Genomic DNA, 23,501 nt, shown 5'->3' on the forward strand with positions numbered 1-23,501 from the left:
GGCGCACGGGCTCTTTCCGCAAGGCGATAGAAAATTTAATGGCGTGAAAAATTCGTTGCCAGCGTCCCTGCCGCGCCATACCACCCTCACCAAGCGCGAAGGGTCGCGCCGCGAAAAAGGGGGATCACCATGCACCGTCTTCACCGCCGCCAGATGCTGGCCGCCATGGCCATTGGCGCTACGGCGCTGGCCATTCCCGGCCGCCTGCGCGCCAAGGAGCCTGCCGATATGCGTCCCTTCCTCTCCGACCACGGCCTGCCGCTTGGCGTGCAACTCTACACCGTGGATGCGATGGCGCGGGAGGACATCCGGGGTACCTTGCGCAAGCTCTCCGCCATCGGTTTCCGCTCGCTCGAGCTGGCAGGGCTACACGGCCATACGCCGCACGACCTGCGCGCGGCGGCGGACGAAGCTGGTCTTGCCATCACCAGCATTCACCTGGGGGATGCACTGATCGGCCGAACCGAGGCCGACACCGAAAAGCTGGTCGAGGATCTCGGCGTCCTGGGCGTGCGCGACGTTGTCCTGCCCATGTTCATTTTCCCGCGCGATGCGAGCCGGGGCGAGGATGAACCCTTTGGCGATTTCCTCTACCGTGCCGTCCACAGCCAGGGTGCGGACGTGTGGGAACGCACCGCCGATCTCCTCAACGAGCGCGCGGCGTCGCTGTCACGGCACGGGGTGAAGCTCGCCTACCACAACCACAATGTGGAGTTCGGCCCGGTCGATGATACGGGCCGGACCGGCTGGGAGATCCTGATGGAGCGCACCGATCCCGATCTCGTCGGGCTCGAGGTCGACCTTGGCTGGGTCGCGGCGGCGGGGATCGACCCGGTGGACTTCGTCACGCGTTACGCGGGCCGGGTGCGCCAGGCCCACGTGAAGGACATCCACGCCACTACCAAACCCAACTTCGCGTTTCGCCAGGACCCGGCCGAAGTGGGGGCGGGCAGCCTCGACTGGGGGCGTCTCCTGCCCGCGGCCTACGCGGCGGGCGTGCGCCAGTTCTATGTCGAACAGGAGCCTCCGTTCACCACCGACCGCTTCACCTCGCTGGCCAAGAGCGCGGCTTATCTGGGCGCAGCGCCCGCAGTGCAGCCGTCCTGAGGAGCCGTGCCGACCATGCCAAACCCGATCCGTCGCCTGATCCGGGCCGCTGCTCTTCCGGTCACTGTCGCCGCGCTGGCGCCGCAGGCTCATGCGCAGGACCCGGAGACCGCGCATCCTGATTACATGGCGGCCCCGTTTTCGGCAAAGCGGGTGCTAGACTGGGGGACGCGTCCCGACTGGTCGCCCGACGGCACGAAAATCGCCTTCACCGAGGCGGAGAGCCGTAACACCCCGGCCCATGAACTCGATCCGGCGACGGGCAAAGTACGCTGCCTGACCTGTCATCTGGGCGGGCAGAAGGACGTGACGCGGATCTACTATCTCTACGATGGCAGCTTCCTGATCCTGGCCCCGCGCCGTCCTGCCGCGGATGGGACCCCGGTGCGAGGGCAGGAGCTCTACTGGATGTCTTCCGGGTTGGGTCCGCTCCTGCCCATCGGCGCCAAGGGCTTTGGCGAGATCGCGATTACCCGCACGCCCGATACAGACGGCGCGGTGCGCATCGCCTGGGGAGATGCAGCGAACAACAACTCGCTCCTGACCATGGCAAAATTGTCGTGGGCCCAAGGCAAGCCGGTACTGAGCGAGGAGCGGGTGCTTTACGATGCGCGTTCGCCCGACAAGCCGGAAGGCATGACCGTCGCCGAAGCCTACGGCTTTATGGATGAAGGGCGCTACGTCACATTCTACACCATCTTCGAGAAGGGCGACGTGCTCGACGACGAGATGGTCAAGGTGGATGTAGAGACCGGCGCGATCACGCCGCTCTACACCAGCCCCGCACACACCGAAACGCACCTGTTTCCTGACGAGCGCTATGGTCTGGAAGAATCCAACCGCGCCTCGGACCCGGATGGAAAGTGGCGCGGGCTCAGCAGCCACCCGGCGCGGTTCATGGCATTCATGGCCACGCGCACCGGGCTTGATCTGCCGAGCCCGGAGGAGTTGGAGGACTATGCGCCCCATGGCGCCAACGTCGGTTTTGATCGCCCTTTCGATCTCTACATGGTGCGTATCGACGGTTCGCAGGAGCCCCGGCGCCTGACCTCCATGGGCGACACCACTGCTACCGCGCGCCAGTCGGTCATTTCGCCCGATGGCGTCCATATCGCCTACGCCGTCGATCCGCGCGAGAGCCCCGAGATCGCCGGGCAGGGCGGCCTCTACATCGGCACGTTCGGGGCGGCCCAATGAGCCCCGTCCGATACATTATTTCGGAGCATTCCATGAAGATCGCCATGCGCAGCCTGCTTTCGCTTTCCGCCGCGGGCCTTGTTGTCCTGTGGCTAGGCCCACTCGCCGCGCAGGAGCCGCGTTCGGCCGAGTATGTCGATGCGACACGGGTCAACGTGCCGCTCGATCCCTGGCTACACGCGCTTGATGCGACCTTTGTCGATGTCGACAAGGACGGCGATCTCGATGTCGTCGTCGCGGTCGAATACGGGGTCAACCGGCTCTATCTCAACGATGGGCATGGCACGCTCAGCTGGAAGAAGGGCGCGTTCGGCAACATCGTCCATGACAGCGAGCATGTCGCAGCGGCCGACCTTGATGGCGATGGCTGGATGGACGTAGTCTTCGTGGCCGAGGACGATGGCGTGCATCAGCTCTTCCTGGGCGGACCGGGCGGCACCTTCACCGATGCCAGCGATCGCCTGCCCAGCCACAGCGAGGGCAACGCGCTCGCCATCGGCGATGTCGATGGCGACGGTTTGCCCGACATCGTGATCGGCAACACCAATGAGAAGGGGGCGGGCTCGGCCAGGGACTTCCTGTGGCTCAACGATCCCGAGAATCCCGGCCACTTCATCGACGCCTCGGTCAGTCACCTGCCCGGCAACGAGCAGGGCACGCAGGGGATCGTGCTCGCTGACATGAACGGCGATGGCGCGCTCGACATCGTGACCGCGCAGCAGGACGGCCCCAACCGCCTGCTCCTCAACGATGGCACCGGCCACTTCACCGAGGCGACCGACCGGCTGGAGCAGGACGTGCCCACCGAGACGCGCGAGGTTCACGTCTTCGACGCCAACGGCAACGGTCTGCCCGACATCCTGTACTTCAATCTCACCAGCAACAACCACGGCTGGGACAAGGACCCGCAGACGCGCCTCCTACTGAACGATGGGAAGGGCCACTGGCGCGACGCGACCAAGGGCAATCTTCCGCAGCATCGCTTTTCCAGCTGGGGCGGCGAGATTGTCGACTTCAACCATGACGGCGCGCCCGACATCGTTGTCTCGGCCATCCAGGTTCCGGGATTCGTGCCGCTGCAGGTGCGCGCCTGGCAGAACGACGGGAAGGGCCACTTCACCGATGTCACCCTGGCGATGATGCCGAGCGAGACCACCGGGCGCAGCTGGAGCATGGCGAAGGGCGATCTCGATGGCGATGGCAAGGATGACCTCTTCATCGGCCAGTGGGGCACGCAGGCGCGCCTGCTCCTCACTAACCGCGACACGGTGAAGAAGGCGCCGTTCCCCAAGCTTGGTCAGCCGGCCAACTAGCACGGGAACCGGCGTGAAGGCTCACGCGTAGACTTATACAAGTAGCCGGGGTGGGGACCTCGAATGTCTGAGCAAAGGAGCCTTTTCATGTTCACCTCCCCTCGCGTGACCGCCGCGGCCCTGCTGGCCGTCAGCCTCTCCCCGCTCGCCGCGACCACCGCGCTGGCCGAGCATCACGAAGGCAAGGTGAGCGCTGCGGTCATCGACACGTCCGGGGCCAGTGTGGGCCGGGTCGACCTTGAACAGACCCCGGCGGGAGTCCTCATCAAGGCGGACGTGACCGGCCTTGCTCCCGGTGCGCACGGCTTTCACATCCATGAGAGTGGCACCTGCGATCCCGCGGTGGGCTTCAAGAGCGCAGGCGGCCACTTCGCGCCGGGAGGCAGCAGCCATGGCCTGATGGTCGAGGGTGGCCCCCACGGCGGTGACATGCCCAATCAGACCGTGGGCGCGGACGGGCATCTCCAGACCCAGGTGCTCAACACCGGCGTTACGCTGATGGCGGGCGAAACCTCGATCCATGATGGCGACGGTTCGGCGCTCGTCATCCACGAGGGCGCGGACGATTACACCAGCCAGCCTTCGGGCGCGGCGGGCAGCCGCGTTGCCTGCGCCGTCCTCAGCGCGCCGAAGTAACGGCGGATCGGCTGGGCGAGGTCAGGTTCCGGCTTCGGGCGGCAGTTCGCTGCCTTCCTCGGGGAGGGCCTCGCTCGCCTTCTGATCGGTCCAGCCCCCGCCCAGCGCCAGGAACAGGTTGATCTGCGCCTGTGCAACCGCGTCGTTGGCCTCGCGCTCGGCATCGCGTGCGGCGATGAGAGAGGCGTTGCTGGTGAGGTCATCGCGAAGGCCGGTCTTACCTGCGCGAAACAGACGCTTGCTCTGCGCGTCGAGCGTTTCGGCCTTCTCCAAGGCTTCCTCCAGATCGACGGCGCGGTTGTGCGCCTCGCGGTAGGAGGAGAGCGCGGTCTCGGTCTCGCGCAAGGCGCCCAACACGGCGCCGTCGAAATCGGCGAGCGCCTTGTCCGCCCCGGCCTTGGCCAGCGTGACGCGCGCGCGCTGCTGGCGGGTGGGAAAGACCCAGCTCAGCATCGAGCCGATCGACCAGTGGCCCGCCATTGCCTTGCCCACGTCGGCGAGGAGACCGAAGGTGCCGCCCCCGCCGCCAATCGCGATGTGCGGGTAGAGGTCGGCCTCGGCGACGCCGATCCCGGCCGTGGCCGAGGCCAGCGTGCGTTCGGCCGCGCGCACATCGGGGCGGCGCGCCAGCAGCGAGGCGCCGTCGCCGATGGGAAGGGGACGGTCCAGCTTGGGCAGAGCCTTGCAACTTTCCACCTCGTGCGGGTACTCTGCGGGCGTCTTGCCGATGAGATAGGCGAGGCGATAGAGCCCGGCGCGCACGCGGGCGCGGTGTCCGGGGAGCTGCGAACGGGCCTGCGCAAGCATCTGTTCGGCAAGGGTGACCTCGGGGGTGCCGATCTTGCCGGCGGCGTGGAGCCGTTCGAGCACACTCAGGATGTGTTCGCGTGTCGCGACGGCCTGTTCGGCCAGCTCCACGGCCTCGTTCTCGCCGCAGACCTCGACATAGGCGCGCGCGACTTCGGCCGCGACGGTGACCTGCACGGCCTCCAGCAGTGCCTCGGTAGCCTCGTGCTCGGTCTCGGCCTGCTCGACCCGGCGGCGGATCTGGCCAAAGAGGTCAAGCTGGTAGGAGACGTTGGCCTCGCCGATGCCCAGATTGTTCATCGGGATCGTCTCGAAGCGCAGGAAGCTCTCGCCCGAAAGACGCGCCCGCTGAACCTCGGCGTCGACCGCCACCTGCGGATCGTGCAGGCCCTTGGTCGCACGGACCATAGCGGCCGAGCGCGCGAGGTTGGCGCCGGCGGAACGCAGCTCGGTATTGGCCGCGAGCGCCTGCTCTTCCAGCGCGTCGAGCACCGGATCGTCGTAAAGCGACCACCAGCGCGGTGGCAGTTCGTCCGCTACGGTCAGTGCGCCCGAGGTGAGCGGGGCCTTGGCCTCGGGCCGGGCAATGGCGGCGTTCTCGGGCAGGTGGTAATCGGGCCCCACGGTGCAGGCGGCCAGCGCGGCGATGCTGGCGAGAGCGCCCAGTGAGCGAAAGCGCAGGCGTCTCACTGCTCGTCGTCCAGTTCGAGGCTGACCGAGACCGTGCGCCCCGAGATCAGCGCAAGGTCCCTGGGTGCATCGTCGATATGGATGCGCACCGGGATACGCTGGGGCAGGCGCACCCAGCTGAAGGAGGGGTTGATCGCGGGCAGGAGGTCCTGGCTGTCGGTGCGGTCGTGGTCCTTAATGCCCGCCGCGATGGAAAAGACGTGCCCGTGCATCGGCTCGTCGGTGCCCATCGGCCGGATCAGCGCCTTCTGGCCCAAGTGGATATGGGACAGCTTGGTTTCCTCGAAGTAGCCTTCTACGCGCAAGGTGGAGGTGTCGACGAGCGCGAGCACCGGACTGCCCGCGCTCACGTAGTTCCCCACGCGCAGGGCAAAGTCCGACATGTAGCCGCTCACCGGCGCGACCACGTGGGTGCGCTTGAGGTTCAGTTCGGCGAGATCGAGCGCGTTGCGCGCGGCCGCGAGACGGGCGGCGGCCTGCTCGATGGCGGCGTGGGCCTGTGCGGCGCGCGCGGTCAGCTCGCGGGCGCGGGTCTGGGTCTGCTCGGTTGTCTCGCTGGGGAGAAGGTCGGACAGGCTGGTGTCCCGCTTTTCCTCGCGGCGGGCTTCGGCCAGGCTCGCTTCAACTCCTTGCGCGGCGGAGCGGGCCGCGTCGAGGTCGGCCTCGGCCTGGCGCACCGCGACTTTCGCCTCGGTCACGGCCAGCGTGTAGCGGGCCGGGTCGATCTCGAAGAGGATGTCGCCGCGCTTCACCGGATCGTCGTGGTCGAAATAGACCTTGGTGACGAGCCCGCCGACGTCAGGGGCGATCTGCACGATGTCGGCCCGAATGCGCCCGTCCCGGGTCCAGGGATCGTCCTGATAGTAGCGGAACAGCGAGATGCCCGCCCAGATCGAGACAAGCACGAGCGAACCCGTGATGGCCATGGAAATGACCTTGCGGCGACGTTCGGTGGATGACGGGCTCATGGGTGGTATCCGGCAAACTGCGGGGGAAGGACAAGGACCAGGGCGGCCCAGACGACGACGAAGAGAGCGGTGTCGAAAAGCACCCCGTGCCAGATCCAGCGGTAGAGGCGCAGCGTGGAGAGCAGGCGGTGCAAGAGGAAGGTGAGGACGAGCGCGATGCAGGCCTCGACCGGGGCGGCGGCGACGTAGATGACGCCCAGCAGATAGTCCGGCGTCACGTCAGGGCATCCCTTCGAAAATCGGCGGCTTCGGGGAAGAGGTTGCGGCGCAGGGCCACCAGCGCGCCCAGGCCATCGGTACGGTCGGGCAGGGCATCCTGGCGGTGCGCGACCGGCGGCCCCTTGGCGAGCATCAGGCGCATGGCCGCATCGATCCGGGCAAGCAGGCGCGGGGGCGCGGGCCGCGCGGGCTCCTGGTAGGTGCGTGTCACGTCGCGCAGGACCCGCGCGAGGGCGAGCGAGAGCTTGCGCTCGGCGCTCGTGCGCACCTGCTGGATGGTGACGATGTTCTCGGCGATGCGCACCTCGCGCAAGGTTGCGGTGGCCTCGTCGGTCGCATCGCCGAGGCGCTCGGTGATGAGCGCCATGCGGTCGGTCGTGCGCCCCAGGGCGGCCATCGGGTTGGGCGCGACGCGTGCCGAGGCGAGGCTGACGAGATCGCGGTGGAGATTGCGGCGCAGGCGCCGCACGATCCGGTCCACGCCCGCCGAGCGCAGCCCCGCCGTCACGATCGCCGCGACGAGCACGCCCAGCACCTGCCCGGCATTGCCGTTGAGGAAGCGCGCAAAGTCGGCGTGGTAGCTCTCCTGCAGCGCCAGCGCATTGGCAAAGCCCAGCATGAACGCGCCCCCCATCAGGCCATAGCGTGGATGGGGGATGATCCAGGCCGCCGCGAACAGCACCGGGAAAAGCAGGATTGCGAGGGGAATGAACCCATCGACCGGCGGCATCAGCACGAAGAGGTAGAAGGCGGCCGGGATCAGCGAGACGATGATCGCCCCGCCAAAACTCAAAATCATCTTCACCGGATTGTCGAGGGCGGCAAAGAGGCAGCAGAAGATGCCCGTCATCATCGCCGAGACCCCGCCGTCGGCCCAACCCGTGCCGATCCAGATCGCGCAGCAGATGAGGATCGAGATCGCCGCGGCGAGCCCCGCCAGCATGGCAAAGACCCAGTCGGCGTGGAGCGCGATCACCGCGCGGTTCTCCAGCTTGTCGACCGGCTTGGGTTTGCGCCGGTCCTCGACGTGGGCGAGGATCGCCTCGCATTCGTCAAGGAGCTGCGCGGTCTGGCCTTCGCGCAAGGTATGGCTGTGGCGCAGGAGGTCGCGCCATTCCGGGCTCGCGTCCGGCCGGGTCGCAAGCTCGTCGAGCGCGCGCTGGCGGTCGGCGAGACCCGAAAGCGCGGGCAGCAGCAGCAGGATCCGGCGCAGCATCGCCTGGACCGAACTGCTGGCGTCGCGCCAGTGCGAGGTGTCGAAGGGGATGTGGGTGGCCATGATGACGCAGTCCATCGCGTCCTTGGCCAGCCTGCGGCGCCCCTCGCGGGGATCGCCCGACCCGTCCGAGGCCAGGATCTCGGCGCGCCAAGCGCGGGCATCGCGGCACCAGACCGAGAGCTTGAGGCCCATCGTCCTGCCCACCGACTGGGGCCAGAGCAGACTGTGGGTGAGCGTCGCGCAGGTGATGCCAAGCACGATCTCGGTCACGCGCGCGGTCGCGATCTCGAACACGGCCTCGGGCTGGTCCACCGCGGGAAAGCCGACAATGAGCGCGGTGTAGCCCATCAGCATCATCGTGTAGGCGCGCGGCGAACGGTCGAGCAGCGAGATCGCCAGCGTCCCCCCGACCCACAGCGCGAAGGCGAGGCACAGGAGCGGCGGCCAGTCGACGAGCGCAGGGACGAGCGCCACGGCCACGGTCGCGCCCACGAAGGTGCCGAGCACGCGGTAGATCGCCTTGGAGCGCGTTGCGCCGGAAAGTGGACTGGAGATGATGTAGGCGGTCGTGATCGCCCAGAACGGACGCTCCAGTCCGACCCACAGCGTGATCCACAGCGCCATGAGCGCGGCCAGCGTGGTCTTCAGGGCAAAGAAACTAGCCTGCCAGCGGGGCGAGGTCATCGGGCGGGGGTCCAACGGGGAGGCGACGGTGTCCGGCAGGGGCGATGGGGTGGTCGGTCGGGCGCGCGTGCGAGGGTAAGGCGAGAATGCCCATCGCGATCGGATGAACGTGGGGGAGGGGGGATCAATCATCCGTCCGCGATGGGCGAGGTGCCCAATATGCGGTTTTTACTCCTAAGGGATATTAGATGATTTGGGATTATCCATAAGTTGCGTTATGTGAGGTCATGGCCCTGACACAACTGCGCAGTTTCGTGGAAGTCTACCGGCAACAATCGCTTAGCGGTGCTGCGCGCAGCCTGGGCCTGACCCAGCCTGCAATCTCGCAGCATATCGCTGCGCTTGAGGCCGCGATCGGCCATGCGCTCTTCGTGCGCCACGCCAAGGGGGTGCGCCCGACGGTGATTGCCGACGAGATGGCCGCAGGGCTAGGCGATACCCTCGACATGGCCGAGGCCGTCCTGGCGCGCACCCGGGCCCGCTCACGGGATCAGACCGGCATCGTGCGGATCATGGGGCAGGCCGATTTCCTGGCCGAGATGGTCGTGCCCCGGCTTGTCTCACTGGTGCGGGCGGGGATGCAGATCCGCTTCGCGGCCGCGGACCACGCGCAGATGGCGGCTGGCGTGCTGGAGGACGATTGCGACCTGGCGCTGTCGGGCTACCCGGTGCTTGACGGCAATGTGCGCAGCGAGATGGTGCACGAGGAGCGCCTGCACGCGGTCGCCTCGCCTGTAGTGGCCGCGCGGATCATGGCCGCGCCCGATCTGAGCCAGGCGCTTCACGATGAGCCGGTGCTGGCCTTCAACATCAAGCAGCAGCTCATTTCGACCTGGCTGGGCGCCAATGGCCTGGCGCGCCATGCACTTCCGCCCGCCGTCATGGGGCAGGACCTTAGGTGCCTCCAGCGCATGGTCATGGACGGCTTTGGCTGGTGCGTCCTGCCCAGCTACTTGTGCGAACGGCACATCGCGAGCGGCGAACTTGTCGAGATCGAGCCGCCGGTCGAGATGCCGGTCAACCGCTACTTCCTGATCTGGCTGCCCAAGGTCCTGCGCGAACCGCGGATCGCGGCGGTGCACGAGTTGATCCGCGAGAAGTTCCGCGAGGACGCGGCGCTGCCTCAGGCCTTGTAGGTCTGGCGCAGCACCTCGGCGTAGCGGGCCACGTCTTCCATGCGGCCGGTGCTGACGCGTGAGTAGTGCGTCCAGGTCCCGTAGGCCGGGCGGATCGCGACCTGGGCCTTGGCCATCTCGGCCTTCAGGGCATCGGCATCGGGCACCTTCACATAGACGAAGCTGGCGTCAGAGGGCAGGGCGGTGAGCCCGGCCGCGCCGACCGCGTCCATGATGGCCTCGCGCGCTTCAAGGATGCGGGCCTTGGAATAGGAAAGGAAAGCCTCATCCTGGTAGGAGGCGATCCCCGCGGCGAGCCCGGCACTGTTGCCCCCAAAGCTCATCAGATAGCCGCGCAGCTTCTCCACCATGGCGGGCGAAGTGAGCGCGTAGCCCAGACGCAGCCCCGCCATGCCGTAGATCTTGGAGAAGGTGCGGCAGATGATGAGGTTCTCGCGTTCGGCCAGGAGATCGACCATCGAGGTGTATTCGGGCCGCGCGGTCAGCTCCATGTAGGCCTCGTCGACAAGGACGGTGATGGCCGGGTCGACCCCGCGGATGAAGGCGCGCAGGGCATCGCCATCGAGCGACATGGCGGTGGGGTTGTTGGGATTGCAGATATGGATGAGGCCGATGTCCGGGGTGATCGCGGCCTTCATGGCGGCAAGGTCGATGCCCATGTCGGGGGCGAGCGGAACGCGCTTCAGCCTGGCGCCCTTCTTCTCGGCATACGTGACGGTGGTGTCCCAGAACAGGTCCGGGCACAGGATCGCGCCTTGCTCGGCCAGCGCCATCGAGGCGCAGCACAGGACCTCGGTGGAGCCCGAGCTCACGATGACGTGATCCGGGGTAAGGCCAAAGCGCTCGGCGATCATGTCGGTAAGGTAGGCGACGCCTCGGTCGGCGTAGTAGGCGCCGTGGCCGGAGGCCTGTGTGAGGGCCTGGAGCGCCTTGGGCGAGGGGCCGAAGGGGTTTTCGTTCCGGCTGAGCTGGGCAAGCCCTGTGGGCGGCCCGAAGAGGTCGCCAACTGCGCTGGGCGGCAGAACCGGCGAGGCGGCCAGCGCCGCGCGCGAGGCGCCCGTTGCGGCAAGGCCCAGCGCCGTTCCGGCGGTCGCGCTGCCGATCAGGGCGCGGCGGGTGAAGGCATGGGACATCGGGCGTTTCCTCCTTATGGGATGGACGGGGGGATCGAGTGCGGGCAGGTCCTTGGCGAGATCAGCCTCCGAGCCCGTTGCGGACCATGGTGAAGGCGACGAAGAGCAGGTAGAGGCCGAAGACCGGGCGCAGCACGGCGGCAGGCAGGCGGTGCGCGGTCGCCGCGCCCCAGGGGGCCGAGATGATCGAGGTGCTGACGATGGCGAGCGTGGCCGGAAGGTTGATGTAGCCCAGCGATCCGCTCGGCAGGTCAGGCGCGCCAAGACCGATGGCGATGAAGCCCAGGGTGCCCGGCACCGCGATCAGGAAGCCGACGCCCGATGCCGTCGCGATGGCGCGGTGGATGTCCTTGCCGCACAGCGTCATGACGATGATCGCGATGGTGCCGCCGCCAATGCCCAAAAGAGAGGAGAAGGCGCCGATCCCGCCCGCGATCCCGACGCGTGCAAGGCCGCCGGGAAGCTCGTCACGCAAGTGGCGGTTGGCAAGGATGGGGAAGAGGAAATGGAGCGCCATGACGGCAACGCCCGCCCCGAAAATGAGCGCAAGCATGGCGCCGCTGACCCGTGCCGCAAGCAGTACGCCTGCCGCCACGCCAAGGACGATCCAGGGCGCCCAGGCCTTGAGCAGCGCGAAGTCGACCGCCCCGCGCCGGGCATGGGCCTGAACCGAGCGCAGCGAGGTCACGAGGATCGTGGCGAGCGAGGTGCCGATGGCGACATGGGCGAGGCTCTCGGGCGTCCCCCCCAGCAGCGGCAGCATGATGAACAGCACTGGCACGACCACGAAACCACCGCCGATCCCGAAGAGCCCGGCGGCAAAGCCCGAGGCCAGACCTGCTCCCAGCATGAGCACGAGCGGTAAAGCCCAGGTCCATAGGTCCGCCGTCATGCCGCGCTGCACCGCAAGTGCGCGGACAGGCGGACGATGCGCTCCCCCGAAACGCAGGGCATGGGCAGAACTGCAAGGCGAGGCGGAGTGTCACGTCTGTGCATGGCCGTGGAGTATGTCGAAGGAATTGCGCACAGGCGAGCCCTTAAATTTCGGCAATGCAGCAATCGCGCGATAGATGCCGTACAGAGATGCGCTGGCTCATAACCGCGAACGTGCTTGAACAGGCGCTAACCTTTCTGGAATAAGTCGGCAAAGGCATGAAAAAGGCCGTCAGGCAGGAGACCGACCAGAGATGAGCATCGATGTGACCCTCGAGCGTGATCACCACGTTGCGAAGATCCATTTTTCCAAGCCACCCCACAACTTCGCCTGTCCCGACCTGATGCGCCAGATTGCCGATGCGCTCTACAAGGTGGACAGCGATCCGGCGCTGCGCTGCTCGGTCCTGACCTCGCAAGGGCGCTCGTTCTGCGCAGGCGCGGATCTTGCCGGGGACGCCGCGATTGCGGGCAATGGCGGCATGGCTGCGATCTCCAAGCTCTACAATCAGGCCGAGCGCATGTTCCGCCGCCGCAAGCCGATCATCGCCGGGGTGCAGGGCGCGGCCATCGGTGCAGGGCTGGGCCTTGCCATGGCCGCCGATTTCCGGGTGGCCGACCCGACCACGCGGCTCTCGGCCAATTTTACCCGGCTTGGCTTTCACCCCGGCTTCGCGCTGACCTACACCCTGCCACGGCTCCTGGGCCCTCAGCGGGCGAGCTGGATGATGCTTTCTTCGGAGCGCGTGAAGGGCAAGACGGCGCTCGACTGGGGGCTGGTCGACCGCATGGTGGACGAGGGCACCGTGGGCGAAGAGGCGCTTGCCATGGCGCACGAGATCGCCGGCAACGCTCCGCTGGCGCTGCTTGCGGTGCGACGCACGCTGATGGATGGCACGGCCAACGCGGCGGTGGCGGCGATGCGGCGCGAACATGCCGAGCAATCGGCCTTGCGCGCGACGGCGGATTACGCGGAGGGCGTTGCCTCGGTCTTCGAGCGGCGCCCGGCACACTTCATCGGCTCGTGAGGGCGCGCCCTCAGGTGTGGTTGAAGAAGCGGGGGTAGCGGTCGACGAAGCGCTGCAGCCAGTCGCGCCGTCCCTCCTTGCGGGCCTGAAGCATGTAGACAAGGCCGATCAGGCTGGCGGTCAGCGCGCCCAGTGTATCGACAATGAGGTCCCACATCGTGTCGGTGAGCCCGGACGGATCGTCCAGCATCGGCTTTTGCATGTTGAGCCCGAAGACCTGGTCCATCGTGAACTCGAAGATCTCCCAGATCGCGCCGAGCCCGACGCTGAAGAAGAAGGCGAAGAAGGCCAGGAACGAGGGGCGCATGTGCAGGCTGACCGTCTCGGTCTCGTTCAGCATGTAGAGCGTGAGAAAGCCGAGCAGCCCCAGCAAAACGCCCGAACAGGTGTGGAGCGCGATGTCCCACCACCAGAACTTCTCGTAGAAGTCGCCCACTTCGCCCAGGAACAGCGTGGCGAAGACGAAGATGACCGCGAAGATCTGGATCTCGACCGGCACGTTGGCGATCAGGCGACGGTGCACCGTGACGGGAATGGCGATGACGATCATGAGGCCGGTGACGAGGAACACGTGGGCCCAGCGCGCGGAGATCACCAGCGTGACCAGCTCGATGCCCATGATCGCCAGGAAAAGGTAGGTTACGAGGACCTGCACGCGCGGTGGTGCGTTGGTACCCAGGACGGCCTTGCTGGGCTGCGCGTCGCGGGGGCTCGATGGCTTTGCGATCGGATCCTGCTTTGGCACGATAATTTCACACCTTGGTTACGAGTGCAGCGTCTTGGGTGTCAGGTGTTGCTTGACCTGCACCGCAAAGTCCCGGATGCAGGGACAGCCTACAACAGGACATACCGGGGACAACACCCGCAAGGTCCGAAGGATGCGTCGCCGTTCATGGTGGCGGGAAGAGGAGAGAGATGACAGCGACCCCCGATTTCGATTTCGGCCTGGGCGAAAGCGCGCAGATGATCCGCGAAAGCGTGGCGCGCTTCGCGTCCGAGCGGATCGCGCCGATGGCAGCCGAGATTGACCGCGAAGACAGGTTCCCCCGCGAGCTCTGGCCCGAGATGGGCGCGCTCGGCCTTCACGGCATCACGGTGGAGGAAGAGTGGGGCGGGATCGGCCTTGGCTATCTCGAACATGTCGTGGCGGTCGAGGAAGTCAGCCGCGCCTCGGCCTCGGTCGGCTTGTCCTATGGCGCGCATTCGAACCTGTGCGTCAACCAGATCCGCCGCTGGGGCAGCGATGCGCAGAAGGAAAAGTACCTCGCCCCGCTCATCAGCGGCGAACACGTCGGCAGTCTCGCCATGTCCGAGGCGGGTGCAGGGTCGGACGTCGTGAACATGAAGCTGCGCGCCGAGGCGGTCCCGGGCGGCTGGCGTCTTGATGGCACCAAGTTCTGGATCACCAACGGGACATTTGCCGATACGCTGGTGGTTTACGCGCGCACCGATGCGGATGCGGGCTCGCGCGGGATCACTGCGTTCCTGGTCGAGAAGGGGATGCAAGGCTTCTCCATCGGCCAGAAGATCGACAAGCTGGGCATGCGCGGCTCGCCCACGTGCGAGCTTGTCTTCGCCGATTGCTTCGTGCCCGAGGCGAACGTTCTCGGCCCGGTCGGGGGCGGGGTGAAGGTGCTGATGAGCGGCCTCGACTACGAACGCGTGGTGCTGGCCGGCTTGCAGCTGGGCATCATGCAGGCCTGCCTCGATACCGTCATTCCCTATGTGCGCGAGCGGCACCAGTTCGGCGCGCCCATCGGAACCTTCCAGCTCATGCAGGCCAAGGTCGCGGACATGTATGTCGCGCTGCAATCGGCCCGTGCGTACGTCTACGCGGTGGCTCGGGCCTGCGATGCAGGCAACACCACGCGCTTCGATGCGGCTGGCGCAATCCTGCTGGCGAGTGAAAGCGCGTTTCGCGTGGCGGGCGAGGCGGTGCAGGCGCTGGGGGGGGCGGGCTACACGACCGACTGGCCGGTCGAACGCTACCTGCGCGATGCCAAGCTCCTCGATATCGGAGCGGGCACCAACGAGATCCGGCGTATGCTGATCGGACGGGAACTGATCGGGGCGGGATAACCGGCGCTGTGCGACCGGCGAGGTGCCCTGCAACTTCGCCGTTTGTTCTGCATTGCATACAATATGTCTACGCTCGGCCTCCGCAGATTGAAGTTGCCTCCCGCCACTGATAGACCCGTTCTGCATCGGGTAAGGAGTGGCGCCGGTGTCTTTTTCTTGCCTGGAGTGAGTGGGTGACCCCAGCGTCGGCCAATCGGAGACTTTTTTCTCCCCTGATACTGGCCGCGGCATGTTTCCTCGTTCTCATGCCTGTCGGCCTTGCCGCGCTGGTCGCCTGGCAGCAGGCCGAGGCGCGTGCCGAGGAAGCCGCCCGGGAAATGGCGGATGTCGTCCTGAGCAAGGTGGTGGTGGCGGCCGACCAGGTCATGGCGGCCAACCGCCTCGCGCTGGATCTGGAGGGCGTTGCGCCCTGCTCGGAGGCGGCTCTGGCAAGGATGCGCAGCATCGACCTCGATTCCACTCTGCTTCAGGCCGTCGGCTATGTCCGGGACAACGCCATAGTCTGCTCTTCCATCGATCAGGATATCCATGTCGAACTGGGCGAGCCGTCAATCCGCTCGAACACCGGTGTCGAGGTCTGGATGGACGTCCAGTTCGAGCCCGAAGGACCCGGCTATTTCGTGATCGGCCGCGGGCCCTATGTCGCGGTCGTCCACAAGGACCTTTTGCTCAGCTTCGTGGAATTGCAGCCAGGGACGGCCATTGCCGCGATTTCCTGGAGCAGCGAGCGCGTGGTCATGTCCAGGGGCGCCTTCGACTTTGCGCCCTTTGCAGGCAGGGCCATGCTGGACAAGGGCTTCTGGTCGGGTGATCATGTCGTCTATCTGCTCAAGAACGACCGCTACGATCTAGCCGTGGGGGCTGCGGTGCCGGGCGTTCTGGTGCGCCAGTTCTTCTATCAGACGCTCGTGATGCTGGTGCCGATCGGCATCCTGATCGGGCTGCTGCTGGCCGCCATGCTCATCAGCATCATGCGTCAGCGCACATCCAGCGCCGCGCTCATCCGCAGTGGCCTGATGCGCGACCAGTTCTTCGTCGAATACCAGCCTGTCATCGACCTTCGGACGGGAGGGATTTCGGGCGTGGAGGCCCTGCTGCGCTGGCGTTGCGATGGGGAGCGCAAGGTGGGCCCCGATGAGTTCATTCCCGTGGCCGAGGCGTCCGGGCTCATCCATGCGCTGACCGAGCGACTTTTCGAACTGATCATGCGCGATGCGCCGAACCTGCTGGCCCTGCGCCCCGACCTCCATATCGGGATTAACCTCTCGGCCAACGATCTGCACGACCCGGCTCTGCCGGACCGGATCGGGCGGCGCATTGCCGAGGCGGGGCTGCCGCCGCGCAATTTCGTCTTCGAGGCGACCGAACGGGCCTTTATCGATGTCGAGCGTGCGGGCGATGCCATACGGGCTATTCGCGCCATGGGCGCGCGCATCGCCATTGACGATTTCGGGACCGGCTATTCCAGCCTGAGCTTCCTCGCCCAGCTTGATCTCGACTATCTCAAGGTCGACAAGCTCTTCGTCCACGCGCTCGGCGCCAACACCGCGACCAGCCACGTGACCGAGCGGGTGATCGAGATCGCCAAGGACCTGCATCTGGAGGTCATCGGGGAGGGCGCCGAGACCGAACAGCAGGTGCACCTGTTGCGCGGGCTCGGGGTGGAGTATGCGCAAGGGTTCTATTTCGACCGCGCGCTGGGGCTCGATGCGCTCGAGGCCCGGCTCCGGGAAGAAAAGCCCTACAGCTTCACCCGGTGAGAGCGGTGGCGGGGATATCCTCGCCAGAGAGCCGTCCCTGGAGTTCGGCTCTCAGCCGCTCCACCAGCGTGCTGACCTTGGGGGAAAGATGCTTCGGGCGCGGGTAGACTGCCCAGATCGGTTCGTCCTCGGGGCATTCGGCGCTCAGGACTTCGCGCAAGGCGCCGGTGCGCAGGTGCGGTGCGGCATAGAACCGCGGCAGTTGGCACAGCCCCATGCCTTCAAGCGCGGCCTCAAGCACCATGATCCCGCTGTTCGCCTTCCAGCGCCCTTCGGGGCGGAAGGTTTCGCCCCGTGCGAACTGCCACAGACTGTTCGAGCCCATCAGGCAGGCGTGGCCCTTGAGGTCGCCGATGCGCAGGGGCACGCCGTGCTCCGCCAGGTAGCCGGGGGAGGCAACCGTGACCATCGCGCGCGAGGCGACGCGGGTGGCGACAAGGCGCGAGTCCTCCAGGTGGCCCGTGCGGATGGCCAGATCATAGCCATCGCGAATGAGGTCGACGACATCGTTGTCGAGATCGCAGGTGATCGCGATCTCGGGATATTCCTGGGCATAGCCGCGCAGGATCGGGCCGATGAACTGCTCGCCCAGCGTGTAGGAACAGGTGATCCGCAGATGCCCGCGCGGCGAACTGCTCGCCGTCATCGCGGCGATGGCATCGTCGCGTTCGGCAATGAGGCGGCTGCCGGTCTCGAAAAAGTGGCGCCCCGCCTCGGTCAGGCTGAGCGAGCGGGTGGTGCGGTGGAAGAGCTGGCTGCCCAGCCGCGCTTCCAGGCGGCTTACCGAGCGGCTCATGTGCGTGACGGACGCGCCGAAACTGCGCGCCGCACCCGTGAAGCTGCCCGCGCGCGCCACGCTCACGAATTCTTCGATGCCGTCCCAGGCCCCGCTCATGCGTGTGGCCTCATGTCCTTGGCCCCATGGCCGTTCTCCTGCAAAGATTATTCCTGTATGGTTATAATGCTTTGCAAAACAACCCCATTCACGCCAATCCAGCAACGCGCTAGAAGGCCCGCCAACGCCATCCGGCAGACTAGGAGATACCGCCCATGAAGACTCGCGCAGCCGTCGCGTTCGAAGCCAAGAAGCCGCTGGAAATCGTTGAAGTGGATCTCGAAGGCCCCAAGGAGGGCGAGGTCCTCGTCGAGATCATGGCGACCGGCATCTGCCACACCGACGCCTACACCCTCGACGGGCTCGATTCCGAAGGCCTGTTCCCCTCGATCCTGGGCCACGAAGGCGCAGGCATCGTGCGCGAAGTGGGCGCGGGCGTGACCTCGGTCGCGGTCGATGACCACGTCATCCCGCTCTACACGCCCGAATGCCGCCAGTGTAAGACCTGCACCTCGGGCAAGTCGAACCTGTGCACCTCGATCCGTTCGACCCAGGGCCAGGGCCTGATGCCCGACGGCACCAGCCGCTTCTCCTACAAGGGGCAGAAGCTCTACCACTACATGGGCTGCTCGACCTTCTCGAACTTCACCGTCCTCCCCGAGATCGCGCTCGCCAAGATCCGCAAGGACGCGCCGTTCCAGACCTCCTGCTACATCGGCTGCGGCGTGACCACGGGCGTGGGCGCGGTGGTCAACACCGCCAAGGTGCAGGTCGGCGACAACGTCGTCGTGTTTGGCCTGGGCGGTATCGGCCTCAACGTGATCCAGGGCGCCAAGCTCGCCGGTGCCAACAAGATCATCGGCATCGACCTCAACTCCGACCGTGAGGAATGGGGCCGCAAGTTCGGCATGACCGACTTCCTCAACACCAAGGGCATGAAGCGCGAGGACGTGATCGCCAAGGTCCTGCAGATGACCGACGGCGGCGCGGACTACACTTTCGACTGCACCGGCAATACCGAAGTCATGCGCACCGCGCTCGAATGCTGCCACCGCGGCTGGGGCGAGAGCATCGTCATCGGCGTGGCCGAAGCGGGCAAGGAAATCTCCACCCGTCCGTTCCAGCTCGTCACCGGGCGCGTGTGGAAGGGCTCGGCCTTCGGCGGCGCCAAGGGCCGGACCGACGTGCCCAAGATCGTCGATTGGTACATGGACGGCAAGATCCAGATCGATCCGATGATTACCCACGTCATGGGGCTTGAAGACATCAACAAGGCGTTCGATCTGATGCACGCGGGCGAATCCATTCGCTCGGTCGTGGTTTACTGAGGAGACCCTTTACGATGTTCAGCCACATTTTCGTCGGCACCAATGATGCCGCTACCGCCAAGACCTTCTACGACGCCGTCTTCGGGGCCTATGGTCTCAAGGAAGGCTTCGGGATCAAGGACGGCGCGGCCTACGTGTATTCCGACGGAACGGCCAACTTCATCGTCGGCGTGCCCGCCAACGGTGAGCCCGCGACCTTCGCCAACGGCGGCACGATCGGCCTGAAGGCCGCGAGCCCCGAGGCGGTGGACGCGGCCTACAAGGCCGGTCTTGCAGCCGGGGGCACCTGCGATGGCGAACCGGGGCCGCGCGCCGCGTTCCCGGGCAGCTACGGCGCGTACCTGCGCGACCCGGACAACAACAAGATCTGCCTCTGGCACGTGGCAGCATAAGGAACAGCAGATCATGAGCCTCGAGACGGTATCCACCACCCGCAGCCATGGCGGCATCCAGGGCGTCTACACGCATCGCTCGGCTGAGACTGGCACCGACATGACCTTCTCGGTCTTCGTGCCCGACCACGCCGAGGGCGCAAAGCTGCCGGTCCTGTGGTACCTCTCGGGGCTCACCTGCACCCACGCGAACGTCACCGAAAAGGGGGAGTTTCGCGAAGCCTGTGCCCGGCACGGGATCATCTTCGTCGCGCCCGATACCTCGCCCCGCGGTGAGGACGTGCCCGATGAGGACACCTACGATTTCGGCAAGGGCGCTGGCTTCTATGTCGATGCGACGCAGGAGCCCTGGAAGGCCAACTTCCGCATGCGCTCCTACATCGAGAGCGAACTGCCCGCGCTGATCGGGGAAGCGTTCCCTGCCGACATGGCACGCCAGGCTATTACCGGCCATTCGATGGGCGGCCACGGCGCCTTGACCATCGGCCTGCGCAATGCGGAGCGGTTCCGCTCGATCAGTGCGTTCTCGCCGATCGTTTCGCCACTGGCGTGCCCCTGGGGGGAGAAGGCCCTGACCGGGTACATCGGGGCGGACCGGGCACACTGGCGCGAATACGATGCCTGCGCACTCATTGCCGACGGCGCGCGCGCACCGCATCTGCTGGTCGACCAGGGCACGGCCGACGGCTTCCTCGAAGAGCAGCTCAAGACCCAGCTTCTTGTCGAGGCCTGCGAAGCCGCTGGCATGCCGGCCACGATCCGCATGCAGGAGGGCTACGACCACTCCTACTACTTCATCTCGACGTTCCTCGGCGAACACGTCGCCTGGCACGCTGCGCACCTCTCCAGCTGAGCAGGACGCCGCGGACTCGTGCTTGATCGGAATGGCACGCAGACCTGTCTGTCCCGGCCGTGAACTGCCGAATCGTTTGACACATGCTTGCCCGGAGCGCCGTTGATTCGGCTCCGGGCAAGCCGCGTGCGACCTGTTTTCGCCGCATTTGCTGCTCTGCGGCACGAAAAACGGCCGCAAATTGTGCCCTGCCGCGAGTTCGGTGGCCGTGCATCGCCAATGCTCAGAATCCGTGCAGGGTTGCGCCTTGCTGCAGTGCGGACATGCATGTTGGACAATTGGATATTATTACGCTTCGGTGTCAGCATATTTTAGATTTACGAATTAATATTCTGAAATCCGGCCATCTTGTGGTGTTTTTGGGCCTCTGTGCATTCGATCTGGAAAAAGTTCTGTAATCTTGTTATAGATCAAGGCGTCGAAGGGCCATTCGGGATGACACTAAGAAGTGCACTCGGATGTTTGGAGTAAAACGAGGTCGGTTGCGCAGAACGCAAGATGCCGACCACTATTTGGGGATGTCACCGTGCAGGTCGCAAACAAGAATAGCATCATGTTCGATCCCGGACCGCGTCAGGTCTATGCCATGCAGCGCCTGGAGAACCGTGCCGGTGAGCACGATCCGCGCGGGCTGATCGCGGGCTTCGTGCTCAGTCTGGCATGCTGGGCGGCTCTGGGCTTCTACCTCCTCCACTGATCAGGATAGTGCCGGGCGGGAACGCGCAAGGTTGCCTGCGCGTTACTGCGACATGGCCCCTGACCGCACCCGCTTGTCTGAAACCTCCGTTCGCGTGCGATATAAGGCGCGCGAGGATGAACCGCCGCGCTCTCGTGCGGCGGCGGCCGTCATTCCGGCGGTGCTGTTCGGGCTTGGGCTGGCGATTGTCGCCTTCGCGCTTCCCTTCGGCGGCTCGGCCGTGGCCGGCAATGCCGACGGTGCGGACGCTTCGCCCCAAGCCTCCGGAAATTAGGTTCGAGAGCGATCATCTCCGGGCTGCCAATACGCGTCTCTCGCGCTGACAAGGCTGCCTACGCGGTTGAAAAGTGTGCCCTCCTTGCACGTCTACGACCCCGGACCACCGGTTGTCAGCCATGCAGGAATGCCCGCACATCCTCGACGAAGCGGCTGAGCTGGTCGTGATGGACCCAATGGCCAGCCTCCTCGTACTCGATCAGCCGGGCATTGCGGAACAGGTCCATACGCCCGTCCTTGGCGGGGCTCTGCGCAAAGCTCTTGAGGCCTGCCATCAGCAGCACCGGACACGTGATCTCTCCCCACAAGGCGTGAAGTTCGGGGGTGGTGAGATCGATGGTTTGCGAAATCCGGACATAGGGATCGAACTTCCAGCTCCAGCTGCCGTCTTCGTTGCGGCTGGCGCCATGGATGCTGAGGTGGCGTGCTTGCGCTTCGCTCAGGAACGGGTTGGCGGCCAGCATGCGTTCAAAGGCTGCGCGGCGGGTCGTGTAGCGCCGCGCCGGGTGCCCGGCAGCCTCACGCTTGCTGGCAATCCAGGTGCGCAGTCGGTCTGCAGGTGATTGCCGCTCCCGGTCGCGGCAGGGGCCCTCGACCGGACGCAGCCCTTCGATGGCGACAAGCTTTGCAACGCGCTCGGGATAGAGCGCGGCGAAACGGGTGGCGATGGCGCCGCCCAGCGAATGGCCCACGATACTGACCTGCGGGTAACCCAGCGTGTGAACGAGTTGCGCCATGTCGAAGACGAAGGCGTCCATCCCGTAGTGCCCCTCGCGCGACCAGTCGCTGTCGCCATGTCCGCGCAGGTCCGGGCAGATCACGTGCCAGTCCCGGCGCAGTTCCTCGGCCACCCAGTCCCAACTGCGGCAATGGTCGCGCCCGCCGTGCTGCAGGATCAGTGGGGGCGCGTCGGGATTGCCCCATTCCACGTAATTCAGACGCAGGCGCTGCGAGACGAAACGGTTGGAAGTAGGGCCAAGTTGGGAGTCCATGAAGGAGAGGTGGCCCGGCCTAACAGGAAGGTCAACTCCCAGGCGCCCGCCTGCACGCCGGGAAGGGGCGGGCAAGCGCCGATTTAGACAGGCCACGAAATCCTTTCCCGGCCCGACTTGGCAAAGGGGCCGGAAAGTTCCTATTTCCCCCGCTCGATATTCGCCCGATTCCTGCATTTCTCCGGAGACCGCCCGATGGCAACCAATCACAAGACCCGCATGCTCATTATCGGATCGGGGCCCGCCGGCCTTTCCGCCGCGATCTATGGCGCGCGTGCGGGCATGGAGCCGATCGTGGTGCAGGGCCTGCAGCCCGGCGGCCAGCTCACCATCACCACCGATGTGGAAAACTACCCGGGCTTTCGTGAAGTGATCCAGGGTCCCTGGCTCATGCAGGAAATGCAGGCCCAGGCCGAGCACGTGGGCACGCGCATGATGTGGGACACGATTACCGACGTGGACCTTTCGGGCCCGACGTTCGTCGCGACCGGCGACGGCGGCGACACCTATGAGGGCGACACGCTGGTGATCTGCACCGGCGCGCAGGCCAAGTGGCTGGGCGTTCCGGGCGAGCAGGAACTTTCGGGCAAGGGCGTCTCGGCCTGCGCGACCTGTGACGGGTTCTTCTACCGCGGCAAGAAGGTCGTGGTCATCGGCGGTGGTAACACCGCGGTGGAAGAGGCGCTCTACCTCACCAACCACTCGGACAACGTGACCCTGATCCACCGCCGCGATTCGCTGCGCTGCGAGAAGATCCTGCAAGACCGCCTCGAAGCGAACCCCAAGGTTTCGGTTCTGTGGAACAAGAAGGTCGACCAGTTCCTTGCCGGTGACAACGGCGAACTGCGCGCGCTCGCGCTTACCGACACGGTGACCGGCGATGCCAGCGAGTTCGAGGCCGACGGCGCGTTCGTCGCCATCGGCCACGCGCCTGCCACCGAGCTGTTCAAGGGCAAGCTGGCAATGGACGACACCGGCTACCTGCTCGTCACGCCCGGTACGCCCAAGACCGACGTTGCGGGTGTCTTCGCGGCCGGTGACGTCTGCGACCACACCTACCGCCAAGCCATCACGGCGGCGGGCATGGGCTGCCAGGCTGCGCTCGACGCTGAGCGTTACCTTGCCGAAAAGGAATTCGCGGGCGTGACCGAGACCGTCCAGGGCTGATCGCCCGGGCGCGTTTGCACGCCTTAACACTAACGATCTGAAAGCGGGCCGG

General features: G+C 66.0%; 23 protein-coding genes. 14 read left to right on the forward strand and 9 right to left on the reverse strand.

The genetic code is table 11. The features are described from left to right. Positions 1-129 precede the first annotated feature (129 nt). From MTR65_RS03150 to MTR65_RS03165, 4 genes are all read left to right on the forward strand, one after another. On the forward strand, positions 130-1,107 hold the full coding sequence (locus tag MTR65_RS03150; RefSeq protein ID WP_243796962.1) for a sugar phosphate isomerase/epimerase family protein: 978 nt from the start codon (positions 130-132) through the stop codon (positions 1,105-1,107). Positions 1,108-1,122: 15 nt separating this feature from the next. Next, positions 1,123-2,304: a TolB-like translocation protein gene (locus MTR65_RS03155; RefSeq protein WP_243796964.1), complete on the forward strand. Its 1,182-nt coding sequence runs from the start codon at positions 1,123-1,125 to the stop codon at positions 2,302-2,304. Between the two features lie 32 nt (positions 2,305-2,336). Then, positions 2,337-3,617: an FG-GAP repeat domain-containing protein gene (locus MTR65_RS03160; protein WP_243796966.1), complete on the forward strand. Its 1,281-nt coding sequence runs from the start codon at positions 2,337-2,339 to the stop codon at positions 3,615-3,617. A gap of 87 nt (positions 3,618-3,704) precedes the next feature. After that, positions 3,705-4,253: a superoxide dismutase family protein gene (locus tag MTR65_RS03165; RefSeq protein WP_243796968.1), complete on the forward strand. Its 549-nt coding sequence runs from the start codon at positions 3,705-3,707 to the stop codon at positions 4,251-4,253. 21 nt (positions 4,254-4,274) lie between these two features. Here MTR65_RS03165 and MTR65_RS03170 read toward each other — a convergent pair whose 3' ends face one another. Genes MTR65_RS03170 through MTR65_RS03185 form a run of 4 tightly spaced genes read right to left on the reverse strand, consistent with a single transcriptional unit; the run spans position 4,275 to position 8,840 of the window. Continuing rightward, positions 4,275-5,750, reverse strand: coding sequence for an efflux transporter outer membrane subunit (locus MTR65_RS03170; RefSeq protein WP_243796971.1), 1,476 nt, complete (start codon positions 5,748-5,750; stop codon positions 4,275-4,277). After that, complete coding sequence (locus tag MTR65_RS03175; RefSeq protein ID WP_243796974.1) at positions 5,747-6,718, reverse strand: HlyD family secretion protein; 972 nt, start codon at positions 6,716-6,718, stop codon at positions 5,747-5,749. The genes MTR65_RS03170 and MTR65_RS03175 overlap by 4 nt, the downstream gene beginning before the upstream one ends. Further along, the gene (locus tag MTR65_RS03180; RefSeq protein ID WP_226635779.1) at positions 6,715-6,936 is read right to left on the reverse strand and encodes a DUF1656 domain-containing protein; all 222 of its coding nucleotides are present in this window, start codon (positions 6,934-6,936) and stop codon (positions 6,715-6,717) included. Before MTR65_RS03180 ends, MTR65_RS03175 begins: the two co-directional genes overlap by 4 nt. After that, positions 6,933-8,840, reverse strand: a complete 1,908-nt coding sequence (locus MTR65_RS03185; protein WP_243796976.1) for an FUSC family protein — start codon at positions 8,838-8,840, stop codon at positions 6,933-6,935. Before MTR65_RS03185 ends, MTR65_RS03180 begins: the two co-directional genes overlap by 4 nt. Positions 8,841-9,067: 227 nt before the next feature. Between MTR65_RS03185 and MTR65_RS03190 the strand changes: the two genes are divergently transcribed. Next, a complete protein-coding gene (locus MTR65_RS03190) occupies positions 9,068-9,976 on the forward strand; it encodes a LysR family transcriptional regulator (protein ID WP_243796978.1) in 909 nt (302 codons plus the stop codon). Here MTR65_RS03190 and MTR65_RS03195 read toward each other — a convergent pair. Together MTR65_RS03195 and MTR65_RS03200 are read right to left on the reverse strand one after the other, a co-directional pair. Next, on the reverse strand, positions 9,964-11,109 hold the full coding sequence (locus MTR65_RS03195) for a pyridoxal phosphate-dependent aminotransferase (protein ID WP_243796980.1): 1,146 nt from the start codon (positions 11,107-11,109) through the stop codon (positions 9,964-9,966). The genes MTR65_RS03190 and MTR65_RS03195 overlap by 13 nt on opposite strands. Before the next feature lie 61 nt (positions 11,110-11,170). Continuing rightward, a complete protein-coding gene (locus tag MTR65_RS03200) occupies positions 11,171-12,001 on the reverse strand; it encodes a sulfite exporter TauE/SafE family protein (protein WP_243796983.1) in 831 nt (276 codons plus the stop codon). 295 nt (positions 12,002-12,296) lie between these two features. On the opposite strand from MTR65_RS03200, the gene MTR65_RS03205 reads away from it, so the two are divergent. After that, positions 12,297-13,070 (forward strand): enoyl-CoA hydratase/isomerase family protein, encoded by a 774-nt coding sequence (locus MTR65_RS03205; RefSeq protein WP_243796985.1) that lies wholly within the window; start codon positions 12,297-12,299, stop codon positions 13,068-13,070. 10 nt (positions 13,071-13,080) lie between these two features. Here the strand turns inward: MTR65_RS03205 and MTR65_RS03210 are convergent, their stop codons facing one another. Then, positions 13,081-13,815 carry a DUF2238 domain-containing protein gene (locus MTR65_RS03210; RefSeq protein WP_243796987.1) on the reverse strand — a complete coding sequence of 245 codons (735 nt, stop codon included), beginning with the start codon at positions 13,813-13,815 and terminating at the stop codon, positions 13,081-13,083. Between the two features lie 170 nt (positions 13,816-13,985). On the opposite strand from MTR65_RS03210, the gene MTR65_RS03215 reads away from it, so the two are divergent. Together MTR65_RS03215 and MTR65_RS03220 are read left to right on the forward strand one after the other, a co-directional pair. Continuing rightward, complete coding sequence (locus MTR65_RS03215) at positions 13,986-15,149, forward strand: isovaleryl-CoA dehydrogenase (protein ID WP_243796990.1); 1,164 nt, start codon at positions 13,986-13,988, stop codon at positions 15,147-15,149. A 245-nt stretch (positions 15,150-15,394) separates the two neighbouring features. Continuing rightward, positions 15,395-16,909 carry an EAL domain-containing protein gene (locus tag MTR65_RS03220; RefSeq protein ID WP_243796993.1) on the forward strand — a complete coding sequence of 505 codons (1,515 nt, stop codon included), beginning with the start codon at positions 15,395-15,397 and terminating at the stop codon, positions 16,907-16,909. Here the strand turns inward: MTR65_RS03220 and MTR65_RS03225 are convergent. Beyond that, complete coding sequence (locus MTR65_RS03225) at positions 16,899-17,804, reverse strand: LysR family transcriptional regulator (protein ID WP_243796996.1); 906 nt, start codon at positions 17,802-17,804, stop codon at positions 16,899-16,901. The genes MTR65_RS03220 and MTR65_RS03225 overlap by 11 nt on opposite strands. A 155-nt stretch (positions 17,805-17,959) precedes the next feature. On the opposite strand from MTR65_RS03225, the gene MTR65_RS03230 reads away from it, so the two are divergent. From MTR65_RS03230 to MTR65_RS03250, 5 genes are all read left to right on the forward strand, one after another. Continuing rightward, a complete protein-coding gene (locus tag MTR65_RS03230) occupies positions 17,960-19,072 on the forward strand; it encodes an S-(hydroxymethyl)glutathione dehydrogenase/class III alcohol dehydrogenase (RefSeq protein WP_148626479.1) in 1,113 nt (370 codons plus the stop codon). A gap of 14 nt (positions 19,073-19,086) precedes the next feature. Beyond that, on the forward strand, positions 19,087-19,464 hold the full coding sequence (locus tag MTR65_RS03235; protein WP_226635763.1) for a VOC family protein: 378 nt from the start codon (positions 19,087-19,089) through the stop codon (positions 19,462-19,464). 13 nt (positions 19,465-19,477) lie between these two features. Next, complete coding sequence (fghA, locus tag MTR65_RS03240) at positions 19,478-20,317, forward strand: S-formylglutathione hydrolase (protein WP_243796998.1); 840 nt, start codon at positions 19,478-19,480, stop codon at positions 20,315-20,317. A 553-nt stretch (positions 20,318-20,870) separates the two neighbouring features. Next, a complete protein-coding gene (locus MTR65_RS03245; RefSeq protein WP_226635759.1) occupies positions 20,871-21,014 on the forward strand; it encodes a hypothetical protein in 144 nt (47 codons plus the stop codon). A 31-nt stretch (positions 21,015-21,045) separates the two neighbouring features. Then, positions 21,046-21,288 carry a hypothetical protein gene (locus tag MTR65_RS03250; RefSeq protein WP_243797000.1) on the forward strand — a complete coding sequence of 81 codons (243 nt, stop codon included), beginning with the start codon at positions 21,046-21,048 and terminating at the stop codon, positions 21,286-21,288. A 115-nt stretch (positions 21,289-21,403) separates the two neighbouring features. On the opposite strand, the gene MTR65_RS03255 is transcribed toward MTR65_RS03250, so the two are convergent. Continuing rightward, positions 21,404-22,282: an alpha/beta fold hydrolase gene (locus MTR65_RS03255; protein ID WP_243797002.1), complete on the reverse strand. Its 879-nt coding sequence runs from the start codon at positions 22,280-22,282 to the stop codon at positions 21,404-21,406. Positions 22,283-22,477: 195 nt separating this feature from the next. Here MTR65_RS03255 and trxB point away from each other — a divergent pair, with 195 nt between their 5' ends. After that, on the forward strand, positions 22,478-23,449 hold the full coding sequence (gene trxB, locus MTR65_RS03260) for a thioredoxin-disulfide reductase (RefSeq protein ID WP_243797005.1): 972 nt from the start codon (positions 22,478-22,480) through the stop codon (positions 23,447-23,449). Positions 23,450-23,501: the final 52 nt, after the last annotated feature.

The organism is Novosphingobium mangrovi (assembly GCF_022818885.1).
In the GTDB taxonomy this organism is placed as follows: Bacteria; Pseudomonadota; Alphaproteobacteria; order Sphingomonadales; family Sphingomonadaceae; genus Novosphingobium; species Novosphingobium mangrovi.